Below are 14776 nucleotides of genomic sequence, written 5' to 3' on the forward strand. Positions count from 1 at the left end.
CGGCTCTGGGGCCGGATCGCCCGTTCAGGCCCCGGCCCGCGCCTGCCGTGGCACGATCCGACCTGGACAGGAAACCGGACTTTCCCGCGTGGGAACCGGCCACCGAAGAGGAACGGGAGATCCATGAAGGCGAAATCCAGAGCACTTGCAGTCGGGGCCGCGGCTACGGCGGTCGCCGCCGGGGCGGCGGTCATCGTGGCGGTCCGGTCCAGGCGGGCCGCGCCGATCGGCAGGGTCCGCGTGAACAAGTTCGACCGCTGGTTCGACACCCTCGACACCGAGGGGAACGACTACATCACCGAGGCGAACCTGAACGACGCGGCCGCCCGCGTCCTGGGCGCCCGCGGCGTCCCGGTCGAGAGCCCCATGGGCCTGGAGCTGCGCGAGGCCACGCAGCGGCTGTGGGCCGAGTTCATCGCGCCGAAGGCCGACGCCGAGGACGGCCGCGTGGGGCGCAGGCAGCTGCGGGCCGCGCTCGCCGAGCACATGCTCACCGACCAGATCGTGGCGGCGGCGAAGCTCGCCTCGATCGCGGACGCGTACTTCGCGATCGCCGACGCGGACGGCGACGGCCTCATCAGCTCCGGCGAGTTCGTGCAGCTGCTGCGCAACTGGAACGGCGTGGACTACCAGGAGAGCCACCGCGTGTTCGAGTACCTGGACGCCGACCACGACAACCGGATCTCGCCGGACGAGTGGCGCGGCGCGATCTTCGGGTTCTTCCTCGGCACCGAGCGGAACCACCCGGCGAACGACCTCATGGGGAAGGTCGGCAGCCCGATACTGTCCCCGGCGGACTTCTGACGGGAACGCACAGGCGAGGCCCGGGGCGGTCGCCCCGGGCCTCGCCTGTGCGCGGAGTGCGCTTATTGCAAGCGGCGCAGGGCGACCGCGCGTTCGACGAGTTCGAGCATCGCGCCCGCGCCGTCGGCCGAGCGCAGGACCGCGGCGAACGCGGTGTGCGGTTCGCGGTCGGCATCGAGCGCGGCCTGGATCGCCTGCGTCAGGGCCTCGATCGGATCGTCTTCGCCTGCAACGGTGCCGAGGCCGATCCCGGCGACGCGGGCGGCGTTGCCGCGCTGCTCGGCGGAGTGGGGCGTGAACACGAGCGGGGTCGCGCACAGCAGTCCCTCGACCATCGAGGAGTGTCCACCGTGGATGACGGCGGCGACGCTGCGGGACATCAGGTCGACCGCGTCGTGCCGGAACCCCGCGACCTCGATCTCCGCGTCACCGGCGGCGGCCCGGACCTGGTCGGCGAGCGCGTCGCTCTCGGGCCCTTCTGCACCGAGCGTCACCGCCAGGCGCACGCCGAGGCCGCTCGCGGCGGCGACGACGCGCAGCAGGTCCTTGTCCCCCGCGCCCGAGCCGCCGAGCGTGATATTCAGGACCGGCTCGCGTTGAGTCCGGACCGGTTGCGCCAGCAGCTCACTGGGCACGAGCGGTCCGATGTGGCGGATCTCGGCGGTCAGGCCCGCCACGAGCCCGGCGGTCTCGGCCGGGACCTCCGAGAGCGGGTCGAGCAGCGGCAGGTCGGGCACGAGCACCGCGTCCCCCAGAGGCCTGCGGTGCTCGGGTTCGACCTCGACGGCTTCGAGGGTCGCCAGGATCTCCGGGAGCACCGCGTGCATCGGGTGTTTGAACAGGCGCAGGTTGTGGCAGGTGAAGCTCGGCAGGCCGCGCATCGAAGCCGCCACCGAGGCGGTGTTGCGCATGTCGCTGACCACGGCGTCGGGCGCGAACTCGTCGATCGCCCGCAGCTCGTCGCGCAGGGACGAGCGCACGTAGATGGGGCTGGCGAGCCGCGTGCGCGCGAACGCACGCAGGCTCGCGACGTCGTCCATGCCCCGCCAGGCCGGGGCGGGCCCGATCTCGTCGATGCCGATCCACTGCAGCCCTGCGTGTTCCACGAGGTGCCGGGCCTCTTCGTGGACGGCGACGGCCACGGTGTGCCCGGCGTCGGCGAATCGCCTTGCGGCCGTGCGCATGCGCGTCACGTGGCCGAGGCTGGAGCGGCTGAAGGCGACGAACAACACCCTCAGCGGACGGGAGTCAGTCATGACCCTACTTTCTAAGACGGAGTGAGCGCTAGGAACGCGCAGTGCTGCAACGGAACTCGCGGGGACGAGCGAGTCCGGGGACCGTCAGCAGGGGTCCTTTGTGGGGATCACGCCCAGATTATCACCGGAAAGTGCATTCGATAAGGGACAGGTCCCATTCATCGGGACGATCAGAGGCGGGCGGCCTCCTGGACGAGCCGCTTCGCGTGGGCGACGTCGCGGGCCTGGGTCGGGGTCTCCACGATGAGCGGGATGCCGGCCAGCGCGGGGCTCGCGGCGACGGAGCGGAGGCCGTCGTCGCCGAGAATGCCTTCGCCGAGCGTCTCGTGCCGGTCGCGGCGCGAGTCCATCGGGTCCTTGCTGTCGTTGTAGTGGATCAGGCCGATCCGGCCGGGCCCGACGGCGGCGTTCAGGGCTTCGAGCGAGGCTTCGAGGCCGTCCCGGTCGGCGAGGTCTTCCCCGGCGGCGTGCAGGTGGCAGGTGTCGAGGCAGAGGCCGACTTCCGCGATGCCGACGGCGTCGAGGTACTCGCCAGCGGTCGCGAAGGTCCACGCCATCGAGTTGGCGCCTCCGGCGGTGGGCTCGACCAGGAGCCGCACGGACGGCGGCGCGTCTTTGAGGGCGGCGCGGTAGGCCTTGCGGAGCCGCTTGAGCGCGGCGGACCGGTCGCCGTCGATCGACGAACCGGCGTGCACGACGACCCCGGCCGCGCCGATCTGCCCCGCAGCGCTCAACGCGAGGCGCAGGTGCTCGACCGACTTCTGGACCGCTTCCTTCTCGGGCGAGGCGAGGTTCAGCAGGTAGGCGGCGTGCACGAAGACCGGCCAGCCGCGTTCGGCGCACTGCTCGCGGAACTCCGCGGCCACGTCGGGGTCGACGCGGGGCGGGGCCCATCCGCGCGGGGAGCCGAGGAACACCTGCAGCGTCTCGACCTCGTACTCGTCCGCGTTGGCCAGGCCTTTCTTGACGAGCCCGCCCGCAACCGGGACGTGCGCGCCGACGCGGTGCGCTGCCTTGTCCGTTCCCACCTGGTCCCCCTGTTATCTGCGAAGTCACCGGCTCCGGCGCTACCGCCCGCGCCCGCAGGCGCCTACATTAGCGGAGGAGACCGAAGGGGGAAACGACATGGCGAACGCCGCGAACAGCACTGCGATCCGCGTGTACGGGGCCGAGTGGTGCGGGGACTGCCGGCGCACGAAGCGGCAGCTCGACGAGCTCGCGATCGGTTTCGACTACGTCGACCTCGAGGCCGACCCGGCCGCCGCCGGGAAGGCGCAGGCCATCTCGGGCCGCACGAACATCCCGGTCGTGGTCTACCCGGACGGGACGCACCACGTCGAGCCGAGCAACGCCGAGGTCGAGGCGAAGCTGCGAGAGCTCGCGATCCTTTCTTAAGCGTTGGGCCCGGGTCTGACCCGGGCCCCGCTGCTATTTTTCGAGGAGCGCGGCGTTGCATTCGCGCTGCAGGGCCTCGTCGGCCCACATGGGATGCTGCGGGGCCGCGTTAGAGCAGACGATCGAGCCCCACGCGCCGACGCGCACGGAATGGGCGATCGCGTCGCGGCAGATCTGGGCGCCGACCGGGCCTTCCTCGAAGCGGCCGTCGCGGGGCGTGTAGCCGACCCAGCCTTCACCGAAGAACAGCGGGACGCCTAGGCGGGCCGCGTGGTCGGCGGCCGTATCGATCCAGTCGCGCAGGCGGTTCGCCATCGCGATCCGGTGGGCCCCATAGCGGTCGTAGAGCCACCGGTCGAACTTCTCGGGGTCGCACCAGTCGTGGACGTAGATCTCGGCAGGCTGCATGATCGAGGCCTTCAGCTTCCACGCGTTCGCTTCGGGCAGCCGCCATTCGGCGAGCGGCGGGGCGCCGGGGCGGAGCAGTTCGGCGTCGGCGAGTTCCTGATCGAACAGCGCCGGATCGCGGCGGAGGCCGAACTCCTCGACCAGGTCGTCGAGGACGCCGTACACGTAGGGGTGGAAGGCGAGCGCGGTCGCGTTGCGCGGCAGGCCGCGCAGGGACCCGACCGGGACGCCGCCGTAGTTCGGGGCGCACAGGACTTCGGGGTGGCGGGCCTGGAACGCGGCGATCCCGGCTTCGAGGCGGCCCTGGAGTTCGACCACGGCGTCCTCGATGCCGGGCAGCCGGGCCGTGAGGTGTCCGATCTGGACTTCGTTGTGCGGCTCGACGCACGCGATGACATGCGCGAGACCGTGTTCGGCCAGGTAGTCGACCAAGTCGGCCTGGGCCTCGGCGAGCACGGTGAGCCGGTCTTCGGGGTCGACCGCGTGCAGCGCCTCGTACCAGGCCGGATTGTCGGCGAAGGCCGGGCTCTGCTGGTACTCCCAGGAGGAGGCGATGACCTTGACGCCGTGGCGGTCGGCGGCGCGGCACAGGTCGAGCAGGTGGGCCTTCGCGTCGATCACGGTGGGCTCGCGCACGTCGTACCAGCGGACCCGCGAGCCGTACTCGCCGCCGAGGGGTTCGAGGCGCAGCGCGGTGGTGTCGATGCCGGACCTGAAGAGCAGGAACGGCATCGCGCAGATCCGCACGGCGTTGTAGCCGAGGTCGACGGCGCGGGCGAACGCGGCGTCGAGGTCCTCGAACGGCTCGCCGGGGCCGGTGCGCACGTACCAGGAGAAGTCCCAGAGGGTGATCGCCAGGCGTTCGGGCAGGTGGTCGGGTATCACTGGTGCTCCTTGTTGGTCGTGGGTTCGAGGCGGGCCTTGCCGACCCGGATCAGGGTGGCTGAAGCAATGTGGACGCCGTCTGCGGCGTCGCGCACGGACGGGTCGACCCAGACGCCCGTGGCGCGCCGCCAGGGCAGGAGTTCGAGACGTAGGTCGTGCTCGGCGAGGGCGTCGCGGTGCGGTGTGAGGTCGATGTCCCAGGGGCGGCCGTGCCAGAAGTGGTCGGAGACGAAGCGGTCGCCGATGTAGGCGCGGCCGACGTCGCCGGTCCACTGGAGACGCAGCAGGGCCCGGTCCGTGTCGAAGTCGGGGATGTCGAGGTGGACGACGGCGGCGTTCGCGTAGTCGCGCGGAGCGCTGAGGCGGTGCATCGGGCCGCCGCGCGCGGGGGCGGGCGCGGGTCCGGTTTCGGGGTTGTCCTCGACCGGGACCGGAACGGGCCCGGCATCATGCGCACGCAGAGTCCATATGCGCCAAAGATCCTGATCCCGAGGCAGGTCGAGGTCAGCGCCGGTGAAGCCGTCAGGAGCGGGCCAGACCGCGATGCTCGCCTGCGGCGCCTCGGTATGGACGACGAGGTCGCCCGCTTCGGCGTAGACCGGCGCGTCGGAAACGACGAGTCGGTCGCGCCCGGCGATCGGAAGCCGGTAGAGGCGGTTCGCACTCGCTTCGTCGAGCACCAGGAGACGCACGCCGTCTAGCGACACGACACAGTCCGGGCCGGGAGGCGAAGGAAGCTCCACGATGGAACCGTCGCCGAGGACGATCTCAACCGGGATGCCGTCGGCAGCGGCGAAGACGACGAGGTCGTCCAGACGGGTGAGCAGTTGCGCTGTGGCACTTCGAAGTGCAAGGTCAGACGTGAGCGCGTACCGGAGCGGCCAGGCGAAGGAGTGCCCGGCGGGCACGTCGACAGGGACGGTCGGGACGGTCACGGTCTCGTCTTCGAAGCGGACCGTGAACTGGACGCCGTTCTGACCCGCGATGGGCTGCTTCGGCGGCTGGTAGGTGGTCAGGAACAGGTAGCCGCTGGTGCCGTCCGACCGGACGGCCCACCGCAGGTCGCCGGGGTCCTCGCTGCCGCCGCCTATATGTGCGTCCATGGCGGCGATCCGGTGGCCTTCTTCGCGGAGCCAGAGGTGCTGGCGGCGAAGCAGGTGGTGGTGCGGGCGGATCTGGCCGTGCTCGCCGATCGGCGCGTGGAAGTCGTAGGACAGCTGCGGCACGTCGTTGGGGTACCCGGTAGCCTGCGATTCCTGTTCGGTCCCTTGGGGTCCGGTGCGCTGGGTGCCGCCCGCGTACATGTAGAAGCCCTGCCAGGCCGAGCCGGAGCCGATCTTGGCGAGGGCGAGGTTGGCGACGTCCTCGGGCGAGACGAGGGGTCGGCGGTGGTAGGCCACGTGCATGCCGCCGCCGAGTTCGCAGGTGGCGAAGGGCCGCAGCTTGTCCTCTTTGGTCTCAGTGGTGGTGATGCCGTCGAGGGCTTCGCGGAGGTCGGCGCCCACGCTGAGGTCGTCGCGAACCTCGGAGTACCGGAAGTGGAGGGGCGCGAAGGCGGGCCACTCGGTGGTCTCGTCCTCCCAGAAGCCGTCGGCATAGGCGCCGTACACGGGCAGCAGGTTGTCGGGAACCTGGGCGCCGCCCCAGCCGGTCGCGGTCCAGATGGGGACGCGCAGCCCGGCGGCCTCGGCGATCTCGCGCAGGGTGCGCAGGTGCTCGGGCTGGTCGTACAGCTCGTTGTCGACCTGCGCGCCGAGGACCGGGCCGCCCTCGGTGTGGGTCAGGCCTTGGAGCTGGGCGGCGATCTGGGCGTAGAGGGGCCGCACGAGTTCGAGGTAGGCCGGGTCGTTCGTGCGGGGTTTGAGGTCGCGGGCGAGGAGCCAGTCGGGGAAGCCGCCGTTGCGGTACTCGCCGTGGCCCCAAGGGCCGAGGCGGGCGATGACGTCGAGGCCGTGGGCGGCTGCGGTTTCGACGAACGCGCGCAGGTCGCGGTTGCCGGTCCAGTCGAAGCGGCCGGGCTCGGGTTCGTGTGCGGCCCAGAAGATGTAGGTCGCGACGGAGTCGAGTCCGCCCGCGCGGGCGTGGCCGAGGACTTCGCTCCAGCGCTCGCGCGGGATACGGGAGTAGTGGATCTCGCCGGTGACCGGCATCCACGGGCGGCCGTCGCGCTCGAGGTAGCGGCTGGTGACCGCGATGCGGTCGGGCGCACCGGCGGGCTCGCCGTACGGCAGGTGGTCGCGGACGGGCGGTGTGGGCCTGAAGACTTGGAGGTTGTTCATGTCATTCCTTCGCGGCTTCGGCGGCGACGGCGCGGGCCGCCGGGTTGAGGTGGTCGCGGTCGAGGGCTTCGAGGGCCAGGGCGGCGGCCCGTTCGGGTGCCGCGTCGAGGAGCGCGAGTTGCGCGCGCAGGACGAGGACCCGGGTGTCGTGGGCGGCTTGGAGGTCGGTGGTGAAGAGCAGCATGGCGGGGAGTGAGGTCGCGAAGTAGTCGATGGTGGCGACGGTGTCGGCCTGCGCTTCGATGTAGCGGGCGAGGTCGTCGCGGAGCGCTTGGGCCGCTTTGGTGTCGCCGAGGCGGCGGAGCGCGGTGACCGAGGCGGCGGTGTGCTCGGAGTGGGTTTGTACCTGCATGGTCTGGAAGTCGCCGTGCTGGGCGGCGGCCTGCTGCCAGGCGAGGCGTGCGCCGGTTTGGTCACCGTTGGCGGCGAGGGCGTCGCCGAGGAGGAGATGAAGGTCGGCGGTATTGGCGAGCGGATGGCGAGCCTCGCCGAGGCTCGGAACCGGAGCGAGCGCGGCATGAGCGTGGGTGACGGCGTACGAGGGCGGGTTCGTTTCCGCCGCTGTTGCCTCTTCCGAGCCCGACTCCGCGCCCGCGCGGGCACGCGTGGCCGTGGCGGAGGCGATCGCGCCCGCCTCAGCGGCTGCTCCCGCTCCCGTCAATGCTTGCTGCGCAAGGTCACCGTGGGCAACCTCCCAGGCCGCGAGGACTCGGCCTTCGCCTCCCTCCCACGGCTGGAAGGCGTGGCCGGTAAGCACATCGAGCGCGTCGGCTGCTCGGCCCACCGCGCTGAGGAGCTCGGCGAACTGCACCGCGAGGTCGTCCCGCGAATCGACCAGATCGCGCCGATCCTCCAGGGCTGCAACGCGCTTCTCGGGGCTGACGCCCCTCCGGGCGTCGAGATGGTCGGCCTCGTACAGCAGCCGCGCGTCGTCGGGCGCGGCGGCGCGGGCGCGCCCGTACCAGCGCGCGGCGCGTTCCGGATCGCCTTCCACGTTGTAGGCGGCGACGCCGAGATTGCGGAGCACCACCGGATCGCCCGTCGAAGCGGCGATCTCCCAGGCAGCGATCGCTTCGCGCTGACGGCCCGCCGCGTAGAGACGGTGCCCGGCGAGACCGGCGATGACCGGGTCGTCGGGGCGGCGCTCGCGCAAGCGGGCGAGGGCGTCGTCCTCGGTGCGCGTCGGGAAGCACCAGGTGCGGTCGAGGTCGCGAACCACTTGCAGCGCAAGCTCGGCGGCGGCCTCGTCGCCGCGCTCGAAGGCGAGGTCGGCGCGGTGGAGCCATGCGAGAGGAGCGACATTGACCTGCCCGGCGGCGGGGGCGAGCCTGGCGGCGTTCGCGAAGGAGTCGATGGCGGCTTCGTCCTCGCCGATCGCGCGGTATTCGAGGGCGATGTCGAGGGCGATCGTCGGGTCGGAAGTCGGCCTCGTCGGCGGAGCAGGCGCAGGGTCCGCCGTCTGCTCGGCGTCAAGGCCGAAACGCGTCGCGAGGTCGCGGGCCCACGCGTCGAGCGGGTTGTCGCGCAAGGTGTCGCGAACGATTCGGGCTGCGCTGGCGCCGTCGCCCCGGTTCTCGCGGCCGTTGCGGTCCTCGCGGTCGCGGCGAAGCACCGCGACGGCCAGGAGGTTCCGGGCCTGCGTATGGCGCGGGCTGCGGGCGACGACCTCTCGTAGCCCGGGTTCCGCGTCGCGACCGGCAGCGAGATCGAGCCGGGCGGTCGCGACGGCGGCCGCATCCGCCCAGGCACTATCCCAGCCCGCTTTCCCGAAGGCCGCAACGGCTTCGGCCTCACGCCCCTGCCTGGCCAGTACCGCGCCGAGCCGGTAGTGCGCCTCGCCGTCGCGCGGGTTCGGGTTACGACGGGTCAGCCGCTCGACAGCGGTGCGCAGATGCGCCTCCGCTTCCGAGAGTCGCCCGGCGCTGGCGAGACGGGCCGCCAGCGCGGTGTTGCATCGGGCGTCGCCGGGGTCGCGGCGGAGCGCTTCGTGCCAGTACGGCTCGGGCGAGCGGGTCGCGTGGCGGTACTGGTCGAGGTGGAGGCCGGTCAGGTACAGCTCGTCGGTCGACGGGATCGCCTCAGGCGCAGGCGGTTCGGTCGCGGGCTCGACGGCGGGCGCTTTCGGCTCCGCCGCACGAGCCTCGACCGGCCGGGCCTCCTTCGACTCCGTCGCGCCCCACTCCCCCGACGCCGCCCTAGGCCGCCAAGCCACCAGTACCTCCCCGCCGTGCTCGACCTCCAGCTCCAGGTCCGTCTCCGCGAGCCCCTCCGCCAACTCGACTTCCTCCACATACGGCGAGCCGGGCGCCAGATCAGTCACGACCTCGTGCAACACCTGACCCTTGGCCCGCAGCACCACCCGCGCGCCGGCGCGCGGCGCAGTCACCGCCGCGCCGATCCGTGCCCGCAATCCCTCGACCCCGGCCCCGGCCCCGGCCCTGACCTCCAAGCTCACCGCCGCATCCAATGTGGCCTGATGCGCCGGCCCGATCTCCTGGATCGGGTACCAGTACTGGGAGAACGTCTTCGTCTCCCCCGGCGCCAGGAACGCGAAGTCGGGCTGGTTGTCCGTGAACACCCCGGCCATCAACTCCACATACGGACCGCTGTCATCGGTCAGGTGCGCGTCCCACGCCCACCCGAACGGAGCGTTGCCCCAGGTCCACTGCTTCTTGCCGGGCGCGATCCGGTGGTCGGCCCAGTGCACGAACCCGGCTCCTGCACCGTGGTCGTAGCCGCCGAAGAAGTCGTCCTCGGTGCCGAGGCACATGTACGAGGTAGGGACCGGGATGTTGCGGTACCAGTCGAGCCTGTCGCCGCCGGGTCCGCGCCCCGGATAGTCGACGCCGTAGTAATGCCCTTGGGCCGCAGGGAAAGTGGTGGTGGCGCGCTTGGCGTGGTCGGCCACGACCCGCACATCAGCGGGGAAGAACGACTGGTAGTCCTCCCCCGCTTTGGCGGCGACGTTGGCCCACCACAGGAAGGTCTGGACCTCGTCGGTGCGGTTGACGAGGTGCCCGCGCAGTTCGATGAGCGCTGAGTCGGGGCGCAGCCTGATGCCGTGCATGCCCTGCATGCGCGCGAACGGGTCGTGGTCGGAGCACCAGACGGTGACCGATCCGTCCTCTTCGGACTCGATCAGCGTCTCGACGGGCAGGTGCGTGGCGGGCCGGTGGTGCTGGGGCCAGTTGAACTCGACGCCGCCGGAGACCCAGGGCCCGGCGAGGCCGACGAGGGCGGGTTTGATGACGTCGTTGCGGTAGAAGAAGTCGTAGCCGCGGGTCTTGTCGAGGCCGATGTGGATGCGGCCGCCGAGTTCGGGGAGGACCATGAGCCGCACGTACGCGTTCTCGAGGTGGATGGCGTCCCAGTCGCGCGGGGCCTTCTCCCGCGCCACGGCGTCGATGAACGGCAGCGGGTAGACCGCGCCGGAGGAGCCCTGGTAGACGCGCTGGTCCAGGTAGGCGGGGTACCGGTCGGGTGCGGCGGGGGCGTAGGAGTCGATGGCGACGGGTTCGCGCCAGGCCTTCACCGGCCGGTCCGCGAGGGCCGCCGGGGCTGGGGGTAGGACGATCCTCGACTCTTCGTTCGGCATGTGTTCGACCTTATGCGGGCTTGACATGCGGTGCCTATGGTCATTTCAATGGCGGGTATGGACGAACCACCGATCAGCGAGGGTTTCGCGGGGCAGCGGATGCTCGTGGTCCCCCGCGCTGCTGTCGAGCAGGCGCTGCGGCACCCGGTGACGGGGAAGCTCCTGGTCACCGATGCCGGGTACTTCCCTCATGCCGCGCGGCACGGGCGGTCGCGGCCTGGGGGCGCGGCCGAGCACCTGCTGCTGGTGTGCACGGGCGGCGCGGGCTGGTGCGAGGTCGGGGGCGCGCGGTTCCCGGTGTCGCGCGGGGGCGTGGTGCTCCTGCCCGCCGGTCGGGCCCATGCGTACGGTGCGGCCCAGGACGATCCGTGGACGCTGTGGTGGCTGCATTTCGCGGGCGCCGACGCGGCTGGCCTGGTGCGGGCGGCGCATGAGGCGGCGGGCGGGCCGGTGACGCATCTGCGGGACCCGGCGCCGGTCGCGAGCCTGGTTTCGCAGGTCATCGACGCGCTCGACGCGGGAATGACCAGCGCGGCGCTCATCCGGGGGTCGGGGGCGGCCTGGCATGCGCTCGCGCATGTGGTCGCGACGGGCCGCCGCAATCCCGGTTCGCAGTTGAGCCCTCTGGAGCGGGCGGTCGAGCATCTGCGGGCGACCGCGCCGAGGCGCACGTCGGTGGCGGCGCTCGCTTCGATGGTGGGGTTGAGTCAGTCGCAGTTGAGCGCGCTGTTCCGCGAGCACTTGGGCGTCTCGCCGCTCCAGTACCAGGTGCAGCTGCGGATGGCGCGGGCCCGGGAGCTGCTCGACGGCACGGATCTGGCCGTGGCGGCGATCGCGCGCGAGACGGGTTTCGACGACCCGATGTACTTCTCGCGCCAGTTCAACCGGCACCATGGCCTGACGCCGAGCGCGTATCGTCAACGGCCGCAAGGCACCTGACTAGTACTTGTGGGCCTGCATCACGAGGTGGGCGCGGAAGGAGCGCAGCAGTTCGCGGTAGTGCTCGACGTCCAGGTGCTCGCCGGGGCGGGTCAAGGTCAGCTGGGTGACGTAGGAGACGAGCACGTCGCCGGGGTAGCTGAAGCCGTCAGTCACACTGTCGTGCAGCCAGTCCAGGTGCGGGTTGAGCGCGGTGCGGACGGCGGCGGTGACGCGCTCGGCGTGGAACTTCACCGTGAGGTCCGCGGGCCACGACATGAGGGCGTCGCCGATCGCGTCGGCGACCGCCAACGTCAGGTCCTGCTTGAACTTGGTGTCGACCTTCCAGTCCGGCAAGGGGTACCGGTCTGCGGCGGCGCTGTCGCGCGCGGATTCGAGGCTGTTCACGGCTCAGGCGCTCTTCGGCTTGCGGGCCGCGGTCTGCTTCGCGGTCTTCTTCGCAGCGGGCCCCCGCGCGGTGGACTTCTTGGCGGCTTTCTTCGCGGTCTTCTTGGCGGGCCTGCGGCCGGTCTCCTTCGCCTCGACGCTCTTCTGGAGGGCGTCCATGAGGCTGATGACCTTGGCTTTGGGCGATTCGGCCTTGGACTTGGCGGGCCGCTTGCCGCCGCGCGCCTTGGCGTCGATGAGGGCCCGCAGGGCCTCCTGGTAGTCGTCGCTGTACTCCTCGGGGTCGAAGTCGCCGGTCATGGCGTCGATGAGGGTGGCGGCCATCTGGAGTTCCTGCTTGCGGGCCTCGCTTTTCTCGAGGCCGCCGGTCTCGGGGGCGCGGATCTCGTCGGGCCAGAGCATGGTGTGCAGGACGAGCATCTCGTCGCGGGGCCGCAGGGCCGCGAGGCTTTCGCGGCGGCGCAGGGCGACCTTGACGATCGCGATCTTGCCGGACTCCTCGAGGGCTTCGCGCAGGAGCACGTACGGCTTCCCGGCGGCCTTGCCGGGGTCGGCGTAGTAGGACCGCTCGTAGTGGATGGGGTCGATCTGGTCGCTGCTGACGAACTGGACGACCTCGATGGTCTTCGAGGAGCTGACGGGCAGGTCCTCGAGTTCGTCGTCGTCGAGGAGGACGACTTCGCCGCTCTCGTGGTCGACGCCTTTGACGATGTCCCCGGCCGGCACGACCTCGTCGTCGAGCTCGCAGACCTTCTGGTAGCGGATGCGGCCGCCGTCGGCCGCGTGGTACTGGTGCATGGAGACGTCGTGGTTGGACGTGGCCGATCGCAGGCTGACGGGGATGCTCACCAGCCCGAACGCGATCACTCCGGTCCAGATCGCAGGCATGGTCACAGCATGACACCCACGGTCACGATGAGAGCACAATACGTGATATTTGCTCGTGAGTTGGGTACCTTCGAGGCATGCCGACCGGTTTCCGGGAGCCCATGCTCGCGACGCTCACCGAGCGCCGCTTCTCAGGCGCCGGATGGCTGTTCGAACGCAAGCTCGACGGCATGCGGGCCCTGGCCGTGAGGGACGGCGGCAGCACGGAGCTGTGGTCGCGCAACGGGAACCGGCTCGCCGAGCAGTTCCCCGAACTCGTGGCCGCGCTCGACGCGCAAGGCGCCCCCGCGTTCACCGCCGACGGCGAGATCGTCGCGTTCGACGGGAAGACGATGAGCTTCGCGCGCCTCCAGGCCCGCATGCACCTCACCGGCGCCGAGCGCATCGCCGCCACGGGCGTCGGCGTCTACTACTACCTGTTCGACCTTTTGTCCTATGCGGACGTCGACCTCGCGGGGCTGCCGCTGCGGGACCGCAAACAGCTCCTGCGGCGCGCGTTCGCGTTCCGCGACCCGCTGCGGTTCTCCGTGCACCGCAACGCCGACGGCGAGGCGTACTTCGCGCAGGCCTGCGAGAAGGGCTGGGAAGGGGTCATCGCCAAGCGCGCGGACTCGCGGTACCGGTCGGGCAGGTCGAAGGACTGGCTCAAGTTCAAGTGCGTGCGCGACCAGGAGTTCGTGGTCGGCGGCTTCACCGACCCGCAGGGCACGCGGGCCGGGTTCGGGGCGCTGCTCGTCGGGTACCACGACCGGGGCGGGACGCTGCGGTACGCGGGGAAAGTGGGGACCGGGTACGACGAGCGGACGCTACGGGACTTGCGCAAGCGCATGGATGCCTTGGCGCAGCACGAGAACCCGTTCGCCGACCCCGTGCGCGAGAAAGGCGCCCACTGGATTCGCCCCGAGCCCGTCGTCGAGGTCGGGTTCAGCGAATGGACCCCCGACGGGATGCTGCGCCACCCGCGCTACCGGGGCGAGCGCACCGACAAACCGGCCCGCGACGTCGTCAAGGAGACGAGCTGATGGCACCGACACTGCACGTCGCCGACCACGACATCAACGTGACCAGCATCGACAAGGAGCTGTTCCCCGAGGACCACGTCAGCAAGGGCGACATGCTCCTCCACTACGCCACCGTGGCCGAAGCGATGGTCCCCCACCTGGCCGGGCGGCCGCTCACACTGCTGCGCTTCCCGCACGGGATCGGGTCCGACGGGTTCTTCCAGAAGCACCCGCAGGGCCGCGTGCCCGAATGGGTGCGCACCGTCGAGGTCCCGCTGCGCCGCTCAGAGGGGAACGTCCAGTACGTGGTGTGCGACGACGCCGCGACGCTCCTGTACCTGGCGAACCTGCTCGCCATCGAGTTCCACATCTGGACCGCCACGACCGACGACATCGAGCGCCCCGACCGGCTCGTGGTCGACATCGACCCGCCCGGGGAGGTCCCGGTCGCCGAGCTCCACTCGGTCGCGCGGCGCGCCCGCGACCTCTACCGCGAGGTCGGGCTGACGCCGTATCTGCAGGCCACGGGCGGGCGCGGGTACCACGTCGTCGCGCCGCTCGACCGCTCGGCCGACTTCGCGTCCGTGCGCGGCCTCGCGGGCGACCTCGCCGACCGCCTCGCCGACGCCGATCCCGACCGGCTCACCACCGCGCAGCGCAAGAACAAACGCGGCGACCGGATCTTCCTCGACGTCAACCGCAACGGCCACGGCCAGACCTTCGTCGCGCCCTACTCGCTGCGCGCCCGGCCCGGCGCGGCCGTCGCGACCCCGCTCGACTGGAGCGAGCTCGGCCGCTCCACCCCGAACGGCTACACCGCGGACTCGATCAGCAGGCGCCTGGCCCGCAAGGCCGACCCTTGGGCGGACATGGACGCCCACGCCGCCGCCCCGGCCGCCGCCCGGGAACGCCTGGACGCCCTGGAAAACGGACATTGAG

At 71.3% G+C, this 14776-nt stretch carries 12 protein-coding genes; 5 read left to right on the plus strand and 7 right to left on the minus strand.

The window, feature by feature from the left end:
* The first annotated feature begins 123 nt into the window (after positions 1–123).
* The gene (locus ACZ60M_RS20395; protein WP_465420293.1) at positions 124–804 is read left to right on the plus strand and encodes an EF-hand domain-containing protein; all 681 of its coding nucleotides are present in this window, start codon (positions 124–126) and stop codon (positions 802–804) included.
* Positions 805–866: 62 nt separating this feature from the next.
* On the opposite strand, the gene ACZ60M_RS20400 is transcribed toward ACZ60M_RS20395, so the two are convergent.
* Complete coding sequence (locus ACZ60M_RS20400) at positions 867–2060, minus strand: glycosyltransferase (RefSeq protein WP_465420295.1); 1194 nt, start codon at positions 2058–2060, stop codon at positions 867–869.
* A gap of 170 nt (positions 2061–2230) precedes the next feature.
* The gene (locus ACZ60M_RS20405) at positions 2231–3088 is read right to left on the minus strand and encodes a deoxyribonuclease IV (RefSeq protein WP_465420297.1); all 858 of its coding nucleotides are present in this window, start codon (positions 3086–3088) and stop codon (positions 2231–2233) included.
* Between the two features lie 97 nt (positions 3089–3185).
* Here ACZ60M_RS20405 and ACZ60M_RS20410 point away from each other — a divergent pair, with 97 nt between their 5' ends.
* Positions 3186–3455 carry a glutaredoxin family protein gene (locus ACZ60M_RS20410; protein ID WP_465420299.1) on the plus strand — a complete coding sequence of 90 codons (270 nt, stop codon included), beginning with the start codon at positions 3186–3188 and terminating at the stop codon, positions 3453–3455.
* Between the two features lie 33 nt (positions 3456–3488).
* On the opposite strand, the gene ACZ60M_RS20415 is transcribed toward ACZ60M_RS20410, so the two are convergent.
* From ACZ60M_RS20415 to ACZ60M_RS20425, 3 genes are read right to left on the minus strand one after another with little or no spacing between them, the layout of a single operon-like run.
* On the minus strand, positions 3489–4748 hold the full coding sequence (locus tag ACZ60M_RS20415) for a cellulase-like family protein (protein ID WP_465420301.1): 1260 nt from the start codon (positions 4746–4748) through the stop codon (positions 3489–3491).
* Positions 4745–7027: a beta-galactosidase gene (locus ACZ60M_RS20420; RefSeq protein WP_465420303.1), complete on the minus strand. Its 2283-nt coding sequence runs from the start codon at positions 7025–7027 to the stop codon at positions 4745–4747. The genes ACZ60M_RS20415 and ACZ60M_RS20420 overlap by 4 nt, the downstream gene beginning before the upstream one ends.
* 1 nt (position 7028) lies before the next feature.
* Complete coding sequence (locus tag ACZ60M_RS20425; RefSeq protein ID WP_465420305.1) at positions 7029–10622, minus strand: DUF5107 domain-containing protein; 3594 nt, start codon at positions 10620–10622, stop codon at positions 7029–7031.
* A 57-nt stretch (positions 10623–10679) separates the two neighbouring features.
* Between ACZ60M_RS20425 and ACZ60M_RS20430 the strand changes: the two genes are divergently transcribed.
* On the plus strand, positions 10680–11561 hold the full coding sequence (locus ACZ60M_RS20430; RefSeq protein ID WP_465420307.1) for an AraC family transcriptional regulator: 882 nt from the start codon (positions 10680–10682) through the stop codon (positions 11559–11561).
* Here the strand turns inward: ACZ60M_RS20430 and ACZ60M_RS20435 are convergent, their stop codons facing one another.
* Positions 11562–11948 carry a hypothetical protein gene (locus ACZ60M_RS20435; RefSeq protein WP_465420309.1) on the minus strand — a complete coding sequence of 129 codons (387 nt, stop codon included), beginning with the start codon at positions 11946–11948 and terminating at the stop codon, positions 11562–11564. It lies immediately after the preceding gene.
* A gap of 3 nt (positions 11949–11951) precedes the next feature.
* Positions 11952–12836: a non-homologous end joining protein Ku gene (gene ku / locus ACZ60M_RS20440; RefSeq protein WP_465420311.1), complete on the minus strand. Its 885-nt coding sequence runs from the start codon at positions 12834–12836 to the stop codon at positions 11952–11954.
* A 77-nt stretch (positions 12837–12913) separates the two neighbouring features.
* Between ku and ligD (ACZ60M_RS20445) the strand changes: the two genes are divergently transcribed.
* On the plus strand, positions 12914–13858 hold the full coding sequence (gene ligD, locus ACZ60M_RS20445) for a non-homologous end-joining DNA ligase (protein WP_465420313.1): 945 nt from the start codon (positions 12914–12916) through the stop codon (positions 13856–13858).
* Positions 13858–14775, plus strand: a complete 918-nt coding sequence (ligD, locus tag ACZ60M_RS20450; RefSeq protein WP_465420315.1) for a non-homologous end-joining DNA ligase — start codon at positions 13858–13860, stop codon at positions 14773–14775. Before ligD (ACZ60M_RS20445) ends, ligD (ACZ60M_RS20450) begins: the two co-directional genes overlap by 1 nt.
* Position 14776: the final 1 nt, after the last annotated feature.

The organism is Glycomyces sp. NPDC050141 (assembly GCF_055586545.1).